12 protein-coding genes are annotated in these 18584 nt (G+C 43.7%); all 12 read left to right on the top strand.

The features are described from left to right. Nucleotides 1–100 precede the first annotated feature (100 nt). Nucleotides 101–1042: a LacI family DNA-binding transcriptional regulator gene (locus ODU37_RS02270; RefSeq protein WP_249562300.1), complete on the top strand. Its 942-nt coding sequence runs from the start codon at nucleotides 101–103 to the stop codon at nucleotides 1040–1042. A 180-nt stretch (nucleotides 1043–1222) separates the two neighbouring features. Continuing rightward, nucleotides 1223–7600, top strand: coding sequence for a pullulanase (locus tag ODU37_RS02265; RefSeq protein WP_398580412.1), 6378 nt, complete (start codon nucleotides 1223–1225; stop codon nucleotides 7598–7600). Nucleotides 7601–7944: 344 nt separating this feature from the next. Then, a complete protein-coding gene (locus tag ODU37_RS02260) occupies nucleotides 7945–9393 on the top strand; it encodes a PTS ascorbate transporter subunit IIC (RefSeq protein WP_024388503.1) in 1449 nt (482 codons plus the stop codon). A gap of 58 nt (nucleotides 9394–9451) precedes the next feature. Further along, a complete protein-coding gene (locus tag ODU37_RS02255; protein WP_009910950.1) occupies nucleotides 9452–9730 on the top strand; it encodes a PTS sugar transporter subunit IIB in 279 nt (92 codons plus the stop codon). Between the two features lie 209 nt (nucleotides 9731–9939). Further along, nucleotides 9940–10425, top strand: coding sequence for a PTS sugar transporter subunit IIA (locus tag ODU37_RS02250; RefSeq protein WP_004194423.1), 486 nt, complete (start codon nucleotides 9940–9942; stop codon nucleotides 10423–10425). 10 nt (nucleotides 10426–10435) lie between these two features. Continuing rightward, complete coding sequence (locus tag ODU37_RS02245) at nucleotides 10436–11098, top strand: 3-keto-L-gulonate-6-phosphate decarboxylase UlaD (RefSeq protein WP_024388504.1); 663 nt, start codon at nucleotides 10436–10438, stop codon at nucleotides 11096–11098. Between the two features lie 5 nt (nucleotides 11099–11103). Continuing rightward, on the top strand, nucleotides 11104–11967 hold the full coding sequence (locus ODU37_RS02240) for an L-ribulose-5-phosphate 3-epimerase (RefSeq protein WP_249562298.1): 864 nt from the start codon (nucleotides 11104–11106) through the stop codon (nucleotides 11965–11967). After that, entirely contained in the window at nucleotides 11967–12683 is a 717-nt protein-coding gene (locus ODU37_RS02235) for an L-ribulose-5-phosphate 4-epimerase (RefSeq protein WP_029187127.1), read from the top strand. The genes ODU37_RS02240 and ODU37_RS02235 overlap by 1 nt, the downstream gene beginning before the upstream one ends. Nucleotides 12684–12768: 85 nt before the next feature. Then, a complete protein-coding gene (locus ODU37_RS02230; protein WP_012775380.1) occupies nucleotides 12769–13386 on the top strand; it encodes a hypothetical protein in 618 nt (205 codons plus the stop codon). Nucleotides 13387–13510: 124 nt separating this feature from the next. Next, nucleotides 13511–15199 (top strand): transcription antiterminator, encoded by a 1689-nt coding sequence (locus tag ODU37_RS02225; protein WP_024405421.1) that lies wholly within the window; start codon nucleotides 13511–13513, stop codon nucleotides 15197–15199. Nucleotides 15200–15308: 109 nt separating this feature from the next. Then, a complete protein-coding gene (gene ulaG / locus ODU37_RS02220; RefSeq protein ID WP_002938500.1) occupies nucleotides 15309–16400 on the top strand; it encodes an L-ascorbate 6-phosphate lactonase in 1092 nt (363 codons plus the stop codon). Nucleotides 16401–16611: 211 nt separating this feature from the next. Next, entirely contained in the window at nucleotides 16612–18582 is a 1971-nt protein-coding gene (gene tkt, locus ODU37_RS02215; RefSeq protein ID WP_249562297.1) for a transketolase, read from the top strand. The last annotated feature ends 2 nt before the right edge of the window (nucleotides 18583–18584 follow it).

Raw genomic sequence — 18584 nt, 5'->3', positions numbered from 1 at the left:
TAATAAATAGTATATAATAACCTAAAGAAAACGTTTGCACAATTTTGACTGTTTGCTTGCTAAAAGATAAGCAACAGAAATAGAATTAGGGAGGAGTTCTATGACGACATTAGCCGATGTGGCTAGGTTAGCCAATGTATCAAAGATGACTGTTTCGCGTGTCATCAACCATCCAGAACAAGTTACACAAGAGCTGCGGACGCTCGTAACAGCTGCGATGGAAGAATTAAACTATAAGCCAAATGTGGCGGCCAAGGCCTTGGCCCAGCAACGGACACTGATTGTTCAGGCTGTCATTCTCGAAAAGATGGATGTGGTAGAGCCGTACTATATCGACCTTCTTGCAGGAATCGCTGATGAGCTCAATCATCGAAATTATACCTTGCAGTTGGTGACCAATCCAAGTCAGATTACTGATCAATGTGATGGTTACATTGTGACTGGTGCTCGAAAGACTGACTACCCCTGGTTGAAAGGGCTGCGGAAGCCATTGATTTTATTTGGGGAGAATCAAGAAGGCCTTCCTTTTGTAGATTCAGATAATCGTTTGGCGACTAGGTCCGCAACCCAGTTTGCTTTATCAAAAGGTTATGAGAGGATTGTTTTTGTAGGGATTGACTTGCCAGAAGCCTTTGAAAAAGGGAGAGAAGAAGGCTACAAAGATGCGATGCAGGGCCGAGAAACTCATCTCTATCGATTGGAAAATCGTTCTCGTGTTGCGGAAGAATTTGTGAAAAATCTTGATTATTTACCAGAAAACACCTGCTTTATCTGCGCATCGGATCGTCTCGCTCTTGGGGTTACAAGAGGTTTACAAGCTCTAGGAAAGTCTATTCCGAATGACGTTGGGGTGATTGGTTTTGACGGCTTCTTTTTAGATAGGATGTCCAGACCAGCCTTGACGACGATGAAGCAGCCGATTCGTCAAATGGGGGCTCTTAGCGTCAAACATTTAATGACGATATTGGATGGCAAGCCTCTGGCTAGACAGGGGCATTACTGCCAGGCAACCTTAATTGAAAGGGAGACTACACCTCAGTAGTCTCTTTTTTGGTCAATGGGCGGTCTAGGAGCAAAAGAAGGGGGAGCTATTTATTCTATTTTTGTTAGAGAGTAGCTCAAAACTTGTTACCGCTAACATTTAAGAAAACGTTTGCAAAGACTCCTTGGAATTGTATATACTGGTAGTGTACAATTCAAACTTATTTATATGGAGGAGTCTATGAAAAAGAAATCCATTCGTGAGATGAAATCAAGTGGCATGTTTGAGAAAAAACAATTTTTTAGCATTCGTAAATTTAATATCGGAGTTGCATCCGTCGGTATTGCGACAGCCTTTTTGATGTCTGGGACAGGTCATATGGTCCATGCTGAAGAGGTGGTGGCGACTACTGTTACAAGTGTTTCAGAGCAACCGGTTGAAACAGCCAGGACTAGTGCTACTACACATCCTACTGGAGTATCTGAAACAGTTGAGGCTCCAGCAGTCACTGAGCTTGTTGAAACAACAACAGATACTGTAACAGCGAATCCACTGGCAACTACTAAAACACCTGTGGAAGAAAGAGCAGCCGTAGCAGATACGACAACTGCAACTGAAGTACCTATCGAAGAAGGCAGCATTCGTCTGCACTTTGAAAATGTAGATGAAACAGCACCAGAAAGTCAAGGACTTTGGACTTGGGGAGGAGTGGCAGAGCCGTCCGATGGTAATCAATGGCCAACGGATACAGCGAATTTTTCAAGCAGTCAGGTAGATCACTACGGCCATTACGTTGATATTAAAAAATCTGAGACACCAGGAACGATTGGTTATCTGGTTCTCAAGAATGGGGAAAAAATAACAGAATCGGACCAAAAAGTGGAGCTTCTTGTTCCGGAACAAAATGAGGCTTGGATTGCTAGTGATTATACTGTTTCTAGCTATGAGCCGCTTAAAGATGAAAATGTCCTCCGTATCAACTACACCCGTGAAGACAATAATTATGAAGGTTGGGGAGTTTGGACTTGGGGCGATACGACTGAAGCAAGTAGCGACTGGCCAACAGGTGCCGTTGATTTTAAACTTGGCAAATACGGCGCCTATGTTGACATTCCTCTATCGAATGGTTTAGATTCTAAGCTTGGATTTCTACTAATCAATCAGAATAATCCAGACCTAGCAGGCAATAAAACCATTGATTTAGCCTTTGCAGATCGTAAACGGCATAGCCAAATTTTCCTTCGAAACGGTGACGACAAAGTTTACACAAATCCATACTTTATCGAAGAAAAAGTAGAATTAGATACAAGCAAAGCTACTCCGGGAACAAAAAATGTAACCATTGAAGCAAGTATAAAAGCACCATTCAACTACAATGAAAGTGGCTTGGTATCTGTAACTGTCACCAACCCTGAAAATGCTGAGATTGTCAAAATGGAAGTCGATACAAGTGCCATCGGCGGAGGTCTTGTGCCAATCTCTACTGAGCTCAATCGTGTGACCATTAAAGCGACGTCTAGCACAGCGCCAGGGACCTATAGTCTTCCTGTAAAGGTCTATGACAAGGACAACGGTTACTACGAAACAAAATTGGATGTGACCATTACGGAGCGTATCAAGGCAGATGGTGAAAAAGACTGGGACGAGCAAGTCATCTACTTCATGATGACAGACCGTTTCTACAATGGAGACACCAGCAATGACAAGCTGGTGGAAGGAACGGCCTCCAACCCACGCGGTCTTTACCAAGGCGGTGACTTCAAAGGAGTGACAGCCAAGCTGGATTACTTGAAAGAATTGGGTGTGGATTCTATCTGGTTGACACCAATTGTGGAAAATATTCCACAGAATGTCGGTAGCGCAACAGATGGAGAGTACTATGCTTACCATGGTTATTGGGCATCCAATTTTGAGAAACTCAATCCGCATTTGGGAAGTTTAGCTGATTTCCACGAATTGATTGATGCCGCAGCCGAAAAAGGTATAAACATTGTTGTTGACGTGGTGCTTAACCATGCTGGCTATGGTACAGAAGAAACCTTTGCAGGTATGGTACGGACTAAGGAAGAAGACAAGCAGGGAGATGACCAATTAGGCTCATTATCTGGATTACCAGACTTCAAGACAGAAGAAGCAACTGTTCGCAATCAATTGGTTGCTTGGCAGGCATCTTGGTTGGAACGCTCAACAACTGCCAAGGGCAACTCTATCTATGCTTTCCGTGTCGATACAGTCAAACACGTTGATGATACTACATGGCAACATTTCAAAAATGAATTGGTGGATAGAGACCCTGACTTCCACTTGATTGGGGAAACTTGGGGAGCGAATTATAAGGATACCAAGGGTGACTTGGGAGTCGGTACTATGGACAGCTTGTTGGACTTTGGCTTCAAGGATATTGCCAAATATCTGGTCAATGGTCAACTAAAAGCAGCTGGAAAAGAGCTGGAAGAACGTAGCAAGGTTCTGACTAGTGCAGCTTCTCTGGGTCAATTCTTGGGCAGTCACGACGAAGATGGTTTCCTCTACAGTCTCGGTGGCGCAGAAAAAGAAGGAAATCTGGACAAACTGAAATTGGCTGCTAGTCTTTTGATTACTGCTAAAGGTCAGCCGGTTATCTACTACGGTGAAGAAGTGGGTCAATCTGGACAAAACAACTGGCCAGTTTATGACAACCGGTACGATTTCGATTGGAGCAAGGTAGAGACTAGCGACATCACAAACCACTATCAGAAATTATTGGCTTTCCGCAATGCCAATTCAACATTGCTCTCACGTGGTGATACAAGCACACTTGCTGGAAATGATAGCCAAGGTTGGCTTATCAGCAAACGTAGTTACCAAGATCAAGCTACCTATCTTGTCTTCTCAACCAATACCGAGAACAAGGAAATGGCGCTTGAAGTATCTGGGAAAGATGTGGTTGTAACAGATGCCTACACAGGAAAATCTTATCAAGCTATCGAGAAAGATGGTAAATGGGTTGTTCAAGTCGAACTTCCAACTATCGGTCAAGGTGGCACCATGCTCCTTCAGACAGAAGCAGGTGACATCGTCAATGCAAGTGTGCAAGGAGCGACTGAAGAACCAATTGAAGCAGGCTACTTCCGTGTTCACTTTAAAACTCTACCATCTGACAATCTATCTAGCCTAGGTTTATGGACATGGGATGATGTCGAAAAACCATCGTCAGATCTTGGTGCTTGGCCAACGGGTGCAACCAATTTCAGCACGGCTAAACAGGATGACTATGGCTATTATCTGGACATCAAGATGAAAGATGAAACAGCCAGCAAGATTAGTCTGTTGATTAATAACACTTCTGGTGATAACATCACAGGTGACAAGACCATTGAACGGATTAGCACCAAGATGAATGAAGCTTGGTTTGATGAAAACTATCAACTCAGCCTCTATCAACCGCTCAAAGAAGGCTACATCCGTATCAATTACTTCCGTACCGATGGCAATTATGACCAAAAAGGTCTCTGGATCTGGGGTGATGTGACTGACCTTACCTTGGGTGACTGGCCAAATGGTATTGATTTTGAAAACCAAGGCAAGTACGGTGCCTATATTGATGTCAAATTGACAGATTTACCAAGTTCCATTGGCTTCTTGCTATTGGATGAAAGCAAGTCAGGAGACGATGTGAAGATTCAACAGAAAGATTATAGCTTTAAAGATTTGAAAAATCAGACACAAATCTTCCTCAAAGATGATGATGCGACTATTTACACCAACCCTTATTTTGTCAATAATGTCCGTGTGACAGGTGTTTCTCACGTTAGCCTAACAGCCTTAGAAGCAGCCTTTACAACATTGGAAGGTGCTGATAAGGATAGCATCTTGGAGAAATTGTCTGTAACAGATAAGAATGGTCAGACAGTTGCTGTGACGGACCTTGTCTTGGACCTTACCAGCAACAAGGTGCGAGTCCTCGGGGATTTCAACCAAGAAAATGCGGGCTATACCCTCAAATATGGCAATGATAGCTTCACAACAACTATGAGCTGGCAGTTGAAGGATGAGCTCTATGCTTATGATGGAGAGCTTGGTGCGCGTGTGCGTCAGGCTGGTAGTGTCGTTGATATGACCCTATGGTCTCCAAGTGCAGACAGTGTGGCAGTCGTTCTTTACGATAAGGATGATCAATCTAAGGTGGTCGGTAAATTGGCCATGACCAAGGGGGATAAGGGACAATGGGACCTCGAATTGAACAGTCAATCAGGTCTTGGTATAGCGGACTATCGTGGTTACTACTACCATTATGAAATCACTCGCGGGGGTCAATCTGTTCTTGTTTTAGACCCATATGCTAAATCTTTAGCGGAGTGGAATAGTGATTTGGCAGATACAGATCCATCTTATCGTATTGCAAAAGCTGCGATTGTGGATCCATCAGAAGTTGGTCCAAGCGATTTGGACTATGCCACAATTCCTAACTTCAATCAGCGTGAAGATGCGATTATCTATGAAGCACATGTTCGTGACTTCACATCAGATCCTGCTATTTCTGATGAATTGACAGCTCAGTTCGGTACCTTCGCAGCCTTTGCAGAGCGTCTCAGCTACCTCAAGGAATTGGGTGTGACTCATATTCAACTGCTCCCAGTTATGAGCTACTATTTTGTCAATGAATTGAAAAATGCAGAGCGGATGAGTGAGTATGCTTCTAGCAACAGCAACTACAACTGGGGCTATGATCCACAGAGCTACTTTGCCTTTACAGGTATGTATTCTACAGATCCGACAGATCCAATGAAACGCATCGAGGAATTCAAAAACCTAGTTAATGAAATCCACAAACAAGGCATGGGTGTGATTTTGGATGTGGTCTATAACCACACTTCTAAGACCTTCTTATTTGAAGATTTAGAGCCAAACTATTATCACTTCATGGAGGCAGATGGTACGGCTAAATCAAGCTTTGGTGGTGGTCGTCTGGGAACCACTCACTACATGAGCCGTCGTGTCTTAGTTGATTCCATCAAGTATCTTGTGGATGAGTTTAAGGTAGATGGTTTCCGCTTCGATATGATGGGTGACCATGATGCCGAAGCAATTGAGCTGGCCTTTACTGAGGCTCAAAAACTCAATCCAAACATCATTATGCTTGGTGAAGGTTGGAGAACCTTTACAGGCGACGCCAATCAGCCTGTTCAGCCAGCGGACCAAGACTGGATGAGTTCAACAGATACGGTTGCGGTATTCTCAGATGAAATTCGCAATACACTTAAATCTGGTTATCCAAACGAAGGTCAGCCAGCCTTTATCACAGGCGGTGCCAAGAGTGTAGAATCTGTCTTCAATAACATCAAGGCACAACCAGGTAATTTCTTGGCAGATGATCCAGGTGATGTGATCCAGTATATTGCTGCGCATGATAACTTGACCCTCTTTGATATTATCGCTCAGTCCATCAAGAAGGATCCGTCAGTTGCTGAAAACTATACTGAAATTCACCAACGTCAACGCTTGGGTAATTTGCTAGTCTTGACTGCTCAAGGAACACCGTTTATCCATTCTGGTCAGGAGTATGGACGGACCAAACAGTTCCGCCATCCTGATTACAAGGAGCCAGTTACAGAGGACAAGGTACCAAACAAGGCGCATTTGTTGACCAATGCAGATGGAACGCCATTTGACTATCCATACTACATTCATGATTCTTACGATTCATCTGATGCAGTCAACAAGTTTGACTGGACCAAAGCGACAGATGAGGCGCTCTATCCAGAGAATACCCGTACTCAGGCCTTTACAAAAGGATTGATTGCCCTGCGCAAATCTACAGATGCCTTCCGTTTGGGAACAAAAGAAGAAGTTGAACAGAAGGTTAGCTTGATTTCAATTCCAGGTCAAAATGGTATTGCCAAAAATGATGTGGTCATTGCCTATCAAACCATTGCAAGCAATGGGGACCGCTATGCTGTCTTTGTTAACGCAGACAGCAAGGAGCGCAGTTTTGTTCTTTCTGATAGTTACAAAGAATTGCTGAAGGGTCAAGTACTGGTTGATGGTAAGCGGGCTGGAATAGCAGCGCTGACTGATTTGGTAGGTGTGACATTGACAGATGATGCAGTTGTGCTTGCACCATTGACTGCAACGGTGATTCGTTTGCCTTACATCACTACGGCAGTTCCAGATATAGCGCCTACTGCTGAAGAAAAACCAAGTCTAGACTTTACTACCAAGGAACGTACAGAAGAAAAAATTCTTCCTATCGTAGAGGAAATTCGCTATGATGCAAGTCTCTCTACCGATCAATCTCATGTCCTTCAAGAAGGCAAAACTGGTAAGAAAGTTCTGGTTTATCAGGATGTCTTGATTGATGGCATGGTGGTCGCTACTAACTTGTTATCAGAAACAGTTGTTGATAGCGAAACACGTATTGTTGTGAAAGGCAGTATGGAGGTTAAGAAAGAGGCTGAAAAACCGAGTCTTTCTACTACTGCTCAAGCATCTGGACAAGCGAAAAGTGCTGCAAGCAAGGCGAGTCTGCCGATTACGGGTGACCGACAAAGCGATTTGGCACTTCTAGGTCTCGGATTTGTTGGACTTGGATTGACAGTTGCTGCGCAAGGAAGAAATAAAAAATCGGCAGAGTCATAATATTTGGTTCTCCAGAGGAGCACTACTCAAAACCTTGTAAATCTCTTATAAATACAAGGATTGAGAGTATCACTTCCCTCTAGAAGAGGTTGGTTTTAAACCAACCTCTTCTTTTATGTTTTTTTGAAGTTCTTCTAATTTTTTAGATAAAATAACATCTATTTATTGATTATTAGAATAAATGGGCTGGTGAACTATAGGGAGGAATTCTGATTAAATCAGCCATTAAAGTTCGGAAATAGTCCAATAGTGAACACAAGCCTGTGTTTTATTTGGTCTTTTTGTTTCCGCTTACATAAATTATAATTAAACCATAAAAATCATTTCAAAAAGGAGAATGAAAAATGGATTTCCTTCAAACCCCATTAAACTGGTTCTCACAGAATATCCTGCAGAATCCAGCCTTCTTCGTAGGTCTTTTAGTATTGGTGGGCTATGCTCTCCTAAAGAAAAAACCTCATGATGTTTTTGCAGGGTTTATCAAAGCGACAGTTGGCTATATGATTTTGAACGTAGCAGCCGGTGGTTTAGTAACAACCTTTCGTCCTATTTTGGCGGCTTTGAACTATAAGTTCCAAATTGATGCGGCAGTTATTGACCCTTACTTCGGTCTTGCAGCAGCAAATGGGAAAATTGCTGAGGAGTTCCCTGATTTCGTATCAGCAGCCACTACAGCACTCTTGATTGGTTTCGGTGTCAACATCCTCTTGGTGGCATTACGTAAGGTCACAAAAGTACGTACTCTGTTCATCACTGGACACATCATGGTACAACAAGCGGCAACAGTCTCATTGATGGTGCTCTTCCTCATTCCAGCTCTTCGTAACCAATTCGGTACAGCAGCGATTGGTATCATCTGTGGTATTTACTGGGCAGTCAGCTCAAATATGACAGTTGAACCAACCCAACGATTGACAGGTGGCGGTGGATTTGCCATCGGTCATCAACAACAATTCGCTATCTGGTTTGTCGACAAGATTGCACCAAAACTTGGTAAAAAAGAAGAAAATTTGGATAACTTGAAGTTGCCTAGCTTCCTCAACATCTTCCACGATACAGTTGTTGCTTCAGCAACCTTGATGCTTGTGTTCTTCGGTGTGATTTTGTTCATCTTGGGTCCAGAAATCATGGCAAATCCAGAAGTTATCACTTCAGGTGCTCCATACAACCCAGCTAAACAAGATTTCTTCATGTATGTTTTACAAACAGCCTTCACCTTCTCAGTATATCTTTTCATTTTGATGCAAGGTGTCCGCATGTTCGTAGCAGAATTGACAAATGCCTTCCAGGGTATCTCAAGCAAATTGCTTCCTGGTTCATTCCCAGCGGTGGACGTTGCAGCTTCTTACGGCTTCGGTTCATCTAACGCAGTTCTTTCAGGTTTTGCTTTCGGTTTAATCGGTCAGTTGATTACAATCGTTCTCTTGATTGTCTTCAAGAGTCCAATCCTCATCATCACCGGTTTCGTACCAGTATTCTTTGACAATGCCGCTATCGCAGTGTACGCTGACAAACGTGGTGGTTGGAAAGCCGCAGCTATCCTTTCCTTCATCTCAGGTGTCCTTCAAGTTGCTCTTGGTGCAGTCTGCGTTGGCTTGCTTGAATTGAGCGGTGGTTACCACGGAAACATTGACTTCGAAGTGCCATGGTTACCATTTGGATTTGCATTTAAGTACCTCGGTATTGCTGGTTATGTTCTTGTCTGCCTCTTCTTATTGGCTATTCCGCAACTTCAATTTGCGAAAGCAAAAGATAAGGAAGCATACTATCGTGGCGAGGCACAAGCAGAATAGTATCCTTGGTCTGTAAAATCAGAACATAATGTATTAAAAATAAAATAGGAGTGAAATTATGGTTAAAGTTTTAACAGCCTGCGGAAATGGCATGGGTTCATCTATGGTCATCAAGATGAAGGTAGAAAATGCCCTTCGTCAACTCGGCGTAACAGATTTTCAATCAGCTTCCTGCTCAGTTGGTGAAGCAAAAGGTTTAGCGGCAGGATATGATATTGTCGTAGCCTCTAACCACTTGATTTCTGAGTTGGAAGGTCGCACGAAAGGTCACTTGGTTGGTCTTGACAACCTCATGGACGACAACGAAATCAAAACAAAATTACAAGCAGTGCTATAAATAGCCGTTAGGGAGTGGGAAAGAACTCGACCAGTCTAAAAAGAGTTCGTCTTCCCACCCCCGCACAGTTGATTAGGTCAGATTTGGAGTGTGAAACACGAACAAATCTGCCAATCAACCACTGCGCTGAGATGTTGACACGAACTCTGAGAAGCGAGGTTGGACTTTCTGCCCAGCCTCTTTCATATAGCGTGTAGAAGGGAAAAACTATGAATTTACAAAAATCATTTACAGAAAATAATTCCATTCGTTTGGGATTGACAGCGGAAACCTGGCAGGAGGCTGTTCACAAGGCTGTTGAACCGCTGATTGACAGTGGTGCTGCGACAGAAGAATACTATGATGCCATCATTGCCTCGACAGAAGAATATGGTCCCTACTATGTGCTCATGCCTGGTATGGCTATGCCTCACGCCCAAGCAGGTGTTGGCGTCTTGAAGGATTCCTTTGCTTTGATTACCTTGACAAAACCAGTCGTCTTCTCAGATGGGAAAGAAGTGTCTGTTCTGCTCACTCTTGCAGCTACCGATCCAAAGATTCATACATCCGTAGCTATTCCACAAATTATTGCCCTCTTTGAATTGGAAAATTCCATTGAGCGTTTGATTGCTTGTCAAACTCCTGAGGAAGTCTTGGCAATGGTGGAAGAGTCCAAAACCAGTCCTTACCTAGAAGGTTTAGATTTAGAAAGTTAGGAGAAAAAACATGAAACATATTCCAAATTTACAAGTTGCCCTTGACCATTCAGACTTGCAGGGAGCGATTAAAGCAGCTGTCTCCGTTGGTCATGAAGTGGATGTTATCGAGGCGGGTACCGTTTGTTTGCTTCAAGTTGGTAGCGAGTTGGTAGAAGTGCTTCGCAGCCTCTTCCCAGACAAAATTATCGTTGCAGATACCAAGTGTGCGGATGCGGGTGGTACGGTTGCCAAAAACAATGCCGTTCGTGGTGCGGACTGGATGACTTGTATCTGTTCAGCAACTATTCCAACTATGGAAGCTGCTTTGAAGGCTATCAAGGAAGTTCGTGGCGACAAGGGGGAAATCCAAATCGAACTCTATGGTGACTGGACTTATGAACAGGCTCAGCTTTGGTTGGACGCAGGTATTTCCCAAGCGATTTACCACCAATCGCGTGACGCCCTTCTTGCTGGCGAAACTTGGGGCGAAAAAGACCTCAATAAAGTGAAAAAATTGGTTGAAATGGGCTTCCGCGTTTCTGTGACAGGTGGTCTTGATGTGGATACCCTCAAACTCTTCGAGGGTGTAGATGTCTTCACCTTTATCGCAGGTCGCGGTATCACAGAAGCAGCCGACCCAGCAGCAGCGGCGCGTGAATTCAAAGACGAAATCCGTCGTATCTGGGGGTAAGGCCTATGGCACGACCAATCGGAATATATGAAAAGGCAACGCCCAAACACTTCATATGGAAGGAACGCTTGGAGTTTGCCAAAGAATTAGGTTTCGACTTTGTGGAAATGTCGGTGGATGAGAGCGACGCTCGTTTGGCTCGTTTGGAGTGGACTAAGGAAGAGCGTTTAGACTTGGTCAAAGCAATTTATGAAACAGGTGTCCGCATTCCGACCATTTGTTTCTCAGGTCACCGTCGCTACCCGCTTGGCTCCAATGACCCTGCTCTTGAAGCCAAGTCCTTAGAAACCATGAAACAGTGTATCGAACTGGCTCAGGATTTGGGCGTACGTGTCATCCAGTTGGCTGGCTACGACGTTTACTATGAAGAAAAATCGGCTGAAACTAGAGAGCGTTTCATCAAGAATCTCCGTCAGGCTTGCGACTGGGCAGAACAGGCTCAGGTCATGTTGGCCATTGAAATTATGGATGATCCATTTATCAACTCCATTGAAAAATACCTAGCCGTTGAAAAAGAAATCGACTCGCCTTATCTCTTTGTCTATCCAGATACTGGAAACGTGTCTGCTTGGCACAATGACATTTACAGCGAATTTTATCTGGGACACCGTTCTATCGCAGCCCTTCACCTCAAGGATACCTATGCGGTAACTGAAAATTCCAAAGGTCAATTCCGTGATGTCCCATTCGGTCAGGGCTGTGTGGACTGGGACAATATGTTTGCAGTCTTGAAAAAGACCAACTACCAAGGTCCATTCTTGATTGAGATGTGGTCAGAAAACTGTGAGACGGTTGAGGAAACACGAGCAGCTATCAAGGAAGCACAGGATTTCCTCTATCCATTGATTGAGAAAGCGGGGTTAAACTAATGCCAAAAGATTTACAGGAAATGCGTCAGCGGGTCTATGAAGCCAATATCGCTCTACCTGCCCACGGACTTGTCAAGTTTACCTGGGGCAACGTATCAGAAGTCTGCCGTGAACTTGGTCGTATCGTCATCAAGCCCTCTGGTGTGGATTATGAAAAATTGTCACCAGAAAACATGGTGGTGACGGACTTGGATGGAAATGTGGTAGAAGGCGATCTCAACCCGTCGTCTGACTTGGCGACTCACGTTGCCCTCTACAAGGCTTGGCCAAACGTACATGCTGTCGTGCATACCCATTCGACAGAAGCAGTGGGTTGGGCTCAGGCTGGTCGTGACATTCCATTTTATGGGACAACTCATGCGGACTATTTCTACGGTCCAGTACCGTGTGCCCGTTCCTTGACAGCTGAGGAAGTGAACTCGGCCTATGAAAAAGAAACAGGAGCAGTCATCATCGAGGAATTTGAACGCCGAGGCATTGATCCAGTGGCCGTTCCAGGCATTGTTGTCCGTAACCATGGACCATTTACCTGGGGCAAGGATCCTGCTCAGGCAGTTTACCATAGTGTTGTCCTTGAGGAAGTGGCTCGGATGAACCGCTACACCGAACAAATCAATCCACGGGTGGAGCCAGCGCCAAGCTATATCATGGACAAGCACTACCTCCGTAAACATGGTCCCAATGCCTACTATGGACAAAAGGGTGATGCACATTAAGTTCTTGTGTGAGAAAAAACAGTAGGGAAAAGTAGCAGACTCCCCAAAAAGGAGAACTGCTTTTTCCCTTTTGATGAGGAGAAAGATGAGGAAATTTTTACAGGATAGTCTGACAGAGACAGCCTACTATTTAGAATTGATTTTATCTGCCATACTTGGCTTAGCACTTTTAGCCTTGTCAACGCTTCTTTTTGCAGACCTACTCAGCTCATTAGCTGGTGATATTCAAGCGGATACGTTTATTCAAAATTTTCTGAGTCGTGCAATGACCTTGGCGGTCGGAGTCGAATTTATCAAAATGCTTTGCAAACAGTCACCTAGCACCGTGATTGAGGTACTCCTGGTTGCCATTGCTCGCCAACTGATTGTAGAGCATGGTTCTAGTAGTGATTACCTGATTGGAATTATTTCGGTCGCCATCCTATTTGCAGTTAGAAAATACCTCTTCACTCAGTTTGATGATTCCAATAATATTATCATGCGCGCCAGCCAGAAAGTAAAAGTGGCTAATATCATCGCACGAGTAAAAATTCCAAGTGAAGGTAGCGAGACTTTGAGAGATTTTGTGACACGAAAACTCAATGAAGAAGAGAAAACCATTGCTATTGGTGCCTGTGTATATTTGAAAAATGTTGCCCTTCGGATAGATAACATGCACGGAGAACTGATTACCCGGGTAGAAATTATTAAAAGCATCTATTAATTCTAACTACAAATATTTATGCAATATAAAACAAGTAATAATCAGATGAATTTTAATAATTATTAGAATATCCCAGATAATTATGTTAAGATAGTAACGGGACGGGGGAAAGAGGAGGAGAATCTTGTTATTAGATAAGAGTAGTTGCGCTCTACTGAGGTACCTGATTGGTCTACAGGAACCTGAGACAATCATGGCTATTTCCAAGGGTTTGCAACAATCACGTCGAAAAATCTATTACCATCTAGAAAAAATCAATGATGCCCTACCAACAACTGTAGAGAGTATTGAAAGTTTACCTCGCCTCGGTATTCGACTTACCGAAGCGCAAAAACTAGCCTGTCGAGATCTTCTCGATTCCATTGATTCGTACACTTACGTCATGAGCATGCCTGAGCGCATTCAGCTGATGTTGGTATATATCTGTATCACACCAGAAAGAGTGACCATTGAACGGCTAATGGAGTTGACAGAAGTCTCTCGTAACACGGTCTTAAATGATTTGAATGAAATTCGAACCCAGTTGGCTCAAGAACAATACAAGATGACCCTCTATGTGTCTAAGAGTCAGGGCTATAGTCTGGTTTGTCACCCTTTAAATAAAATCCAATATGTCCACTCGCTTCTCTATACCATCTTCTTGGACGCCAATAAAGGTTTTTTGCAGGTTCTAGAAGATAAGTTATTTGAGTTGGTGGGGTGTCAGTTGCTCTTCTCAGAAGAAATGGCACAATTTTTACAGGGACAAGTATCGCAGTTAGAAAAGAAACTGGGCAAGAAAATCAATCGCTACGAAATCGAGTTTATGCTCAAAGTATTGCCTTTCTTGCTCCTTAGCTATCGCAATATGGAGCTGGATGACTTGGAAGAACGAGCCATTCTCAAAGAATTTGAACAAGTTCGAGAGCGTATCGAGTACCGAGTTGCTCAGGAATTGAAAGATGCCTTGTTGCAAACCTTTGATTTGAAATTGGATGAAATAGAAATCTCCCTGATTGCCATTTTACTTCTATCCTATCGAAAGGATAGCGATGTTCATGTATTCAGTCAAGATTTCATTGACTTGAAGCGTGTGGTAGAGCGATTTATTCATCATTTTGAGATACATTCACCATTTGAATTGGAAAATCCTGACGAATTAGCCAAACATCTCTTGGCACATTGCAAGGCTCTGTTGTTCAGAAAAACTTACGGCATCCTATCTAAAAATCCAATGGTCCAACAAATCCAAGATAAATACGGCACCCTGTTTGCTATGACACGGGTTTCTGGAAAGATTTTGGAGGAGGAGTGGCAGATTGAGTTATCCGATGGAGATATTGCCTATTTGACGATTCATCTAGGAGGTGCTATTCGACGTAGTGGGACGCGCAAGGCACAGACACAGATTGTCTATTTAATCTGTGATGAAGGGGTGTCAGTCCAACGCTTACTTTATAAACAATGCCAGCATCATTTGCCAGATAAGAAGATTGGAGCCGTCTTTACCACTGAACAATTCAAGAGTGTCGAAGACTTACTAGAGGTTGATTTCTTGATTACAACCAGCGATGGGTTGGAAACGGATTTCCCTTTGGTGCAGGTTCACCCCATTTTAGATTTTGATGATGTGCTAAACATGACTCATTTTGCAAAATATCGTAGTTTGGCAGATGAAAAACAAGTTTTTGCAGTAGAACTAGACAAGCTTCTATCGGGATATATCGCAGACGGAAGGACCGCTCGAGAACTCAAACAACGGCTACAAAAACTGATTACCAATGAATTATTAACCAATTTATCCAGTCAAGATATTGAAACAGATCTGTATTAGGGTAAAGTCCAAGTGTGAACACAAGCCTGTGTTTTATTTGGTCTTTTTTTTGTTGCCTTTGGAGCATATACTAGAAGCATAGAAACGTACCTTATAGGAGGAATGGAAAATGGCTAAAGTTCAAGATATTACAAGAGAATCCTGGATTCTTTCAACCTTCCCAGAATGGGGAACTTGGCTCAATGAAGAAATTGAAGAAGAAGTAGTGCCAGAAGGCAACTTTGCTATGTGGTGGCTTGGAAACTGTGGTGTCTGGATTAAAACACCAGGTGGAGCTAACGTGGTCATGGACCTCTGGTCATCACGTGGGAAATCCACTAAAAAAGTGAAAGATATGGTTTGGGGACACCAGATGGCTAACATGGCCGGTGTGCGCAAATTGCAACCAAACTTGCGTGTGCAGCCAATGGTTATCGACCCATTTGCCATCAATGAATTGGACTACTACCTAGTATCGCACGTCCACAGTGACCACATGGACATCAGCACAGCCGCTGCCATCATCAACAATCCAAAGTTGGATCACGTCAAATTTGTCGGTCCAGTTGAAAGTGGCGACATCTGGGAAAAATGGGGCGTTCCAGCTGACCGTATCATCCGTATCGCACCAGGCGATAGCTTTGAATTCAAAGACATCAAGGTCCACGCAGTTGAGTCCTTCGACCGTACTTGCTTGGTGACCTTACCAATCGAAGGTTATGACGAAAATGGTGGTAAATTAGCAGGACTTCCTGTGACAGATGAACTCATGGCTCGCAAGGCAGTCAACTATGTCTTTGAAACGCCTGGCGGAACCATCTACCACGGTGCAGACTCCCACTTCTCAAACTACTTTGCAAAACACGGTCGTGACTTCAACATCGACGTTGCTATCAACAACTACGGAGACAACCCAATCGGTATCCAAGACAAGATGACCTCAATCGACCTTCTCCGTATGGCAGAAAACTTGCGTGCTAAGGTAATCATCCCTGTTCACTATGACATCTGGTCTAACTTTATGGCATCAACAGATGAAATCTTGCAACTCTGGAAAATGCGTAAGGAACGCTTGCAATACGATTTCCATCCATTCATCTGGGAAGTTGGTGGCAAGTATACTTATCCGATGGACAAGGACCGTATCGAATATCACCACCCACGTGGCTTTGATGATTGCTTCTTAGAAGACTCAAATATTCAATTTAAGGCTTTATTATAAGATTTAGAACTCTCTTGCCCCATAGAGACGAGGAGAGGCACTATAAACTCTGATAAAGTATGAAATGTGCGAATTACTACTGTTCACTCCAAGGGCGGGACGAAAGTCCTGCCTCTTTTCTACGGACAATTTATTTCTCGCTTCATTTCAAACAGACATAGAAAACGCTTTATGGTATAATAAATTCATGACTTTAAAAAAGGAGAAAAACATGTCAAATCTTTCAGTCAATGCGCTTCGTTTCCTTGGTATTGATGCCATCGAAAAATCAAAATCAGGTCACCCAGGTGTCGTCATGGGTGCGGCTCCAATGGCCTACAGCCTTTTTACTAAAGAACTTCGTATCAACCCAGCTCAGCCAAACTGGGTGAACCGTGACCGCTTTATCTTATCAGCAGGTCATGGGTCAATGCTCCTCTACGGACTTCTTCATTTGTCAGGATTTGAAGATGTCACTATGGATGAAATCAAGAACTTCCGTCAATGGGGTTCAAAAACACCAGGTCACCCAGAATTTGGTCACACAGCTGGTGTAGATGCAACAACAGGTCCTCTTGGACAAGGTATCTCAACTGCGACAGGTTTTGCGCAAGCAGAGCGTTTCCTTGCAGCTAAGTACAACCGCGATGGTTTCCCAATCTTTGACCACTATACTTATGTAATCTGTGGTGATGGCGACTTGATGGAGGGTGTTTCAGCAGAAGCGGCTTCTTACGCAGGTCTTCAAAAATTAGAAAAACTCATCGTTCTTTACGATTCAAATGACATCAACTTGGATGGTGAAACAAAAGACTCCTTCACAGAAGATGTACGTGCCCGTTACAATGCTTATGGCTGGCATACAGACCTCGTAACAGACGGTACAGATGTAGATGCCATCTTTGCTGCTATTGAAAAGGCAAAAGTAGCTGGTAAGCCATCTCTTATCGAAATCAAGACTGTTATCGGTCACGGTTCACCAAACAAACAAGGTACAAACGCAGTCCATGGTGCGCCGCTTGGACCAGAGGAAGCAGAAGCAACTCGTAAGGCACTTGACTGGAACTATGCACCATTTGAAATCCCAGCAGAAGTCTATGCGGACTTCAAAGCTAATGTAGCTGATCGCGGTGCAGCAGCCTACGATGCTTGGGTGAAATTGGTAGAAGACTACAAGCAAGCTCATCCAGAATTAGCTGCAGAAGTAACAGCCATCTTGGAAGGTCGTGATGTAGTTGAAATCAAGCCAGAAGACTTCCCGGTTTACGAAAATGGTTTCTCACAAGCAACTCGTAACTCATCACAAGATGCCCTCAACGCAGCGGCTAAAGTATTGCCAACTTTCTTAGGTGGTTCAGCTGACTTGGCTCACTCAAACATGACCTATATCAAGGAAGATGGTTTGCAAGATTCAGTAAATCCACTCAACCGCAATATTCAGTTCGGTGTGCGTGAATTTGCCATGGGAACTATCTTGAATGGTATGGCAGCCCACGGCGGACTTCGTGTCTATGGTGGTACCTTCTTCGTCTTCTCAGACTATGTAAAAGCAGCAGTTCGTTTGTCAGCTCTTCAAGGACTTCCTGTGACTTATGTCTTCACTCATGACTCAATCGCAGTTGGTGAAGATGGTCCAACTCATGAGCCAATCGAGCACTTGGCAGGACTTCGTGCTATGCCAAACCTCAATGTCTTCCGTCCAGCAGATGCACGTGAAACTCAAGCTGCTTGGTACTTGTCGTTGACTAGCAAGTCAACTCCATCAGCACTTGTCCTCACTCGTCAAAACTTGACAGTTGAAGAAGGAACAGACTTTGACAAGGTTGCTAAAGGTGCTTATGTGGTTTATGAAGCAGCAGGCTTTGACACTATCCTTCTTGCATCTGGTTCAGAAGTGAACTTGGCTGTTAAAGCTGCCAAAGAACTAGAAGCAGCAGGCACTAAGGTTCGTGTGGTTTCTGTGCCATCAACTGAGCTCTTCGATGCTCAAGACGCAGCTTACAAAGAAGAAATTCTTCCAAATGCCATCCGTCGTCGTTTGGCAATCGAAATGGGCGCAACTCAAAGCTGGTACAAGTATGTCGGTCTTGACGGTAAAGTTCTCGGTATTGACACATTTGGTGCATCAGCTCCAGCACAAACAGTTATTGACAACTATGGCTTCACAGTAGAAAACGTCGTGAAATTGGTTGGAGAATTATAATA

Origin of the sequence: Streptococcus sp. 2021WUSS109, from assembly GCF_044427305.1 — a bacterium.
Taxonomy (GTDB): domain Bacteria; phylum Bacillota; class Bacilli; order Lactobacillales; family Streptococcaceae; genus Streptococcus; species Streptococcus suis.
Note: the sequence above shows the minus strand (reverse complement) of the source record. Positions and strands in the feature narration are given on the sequence as shown.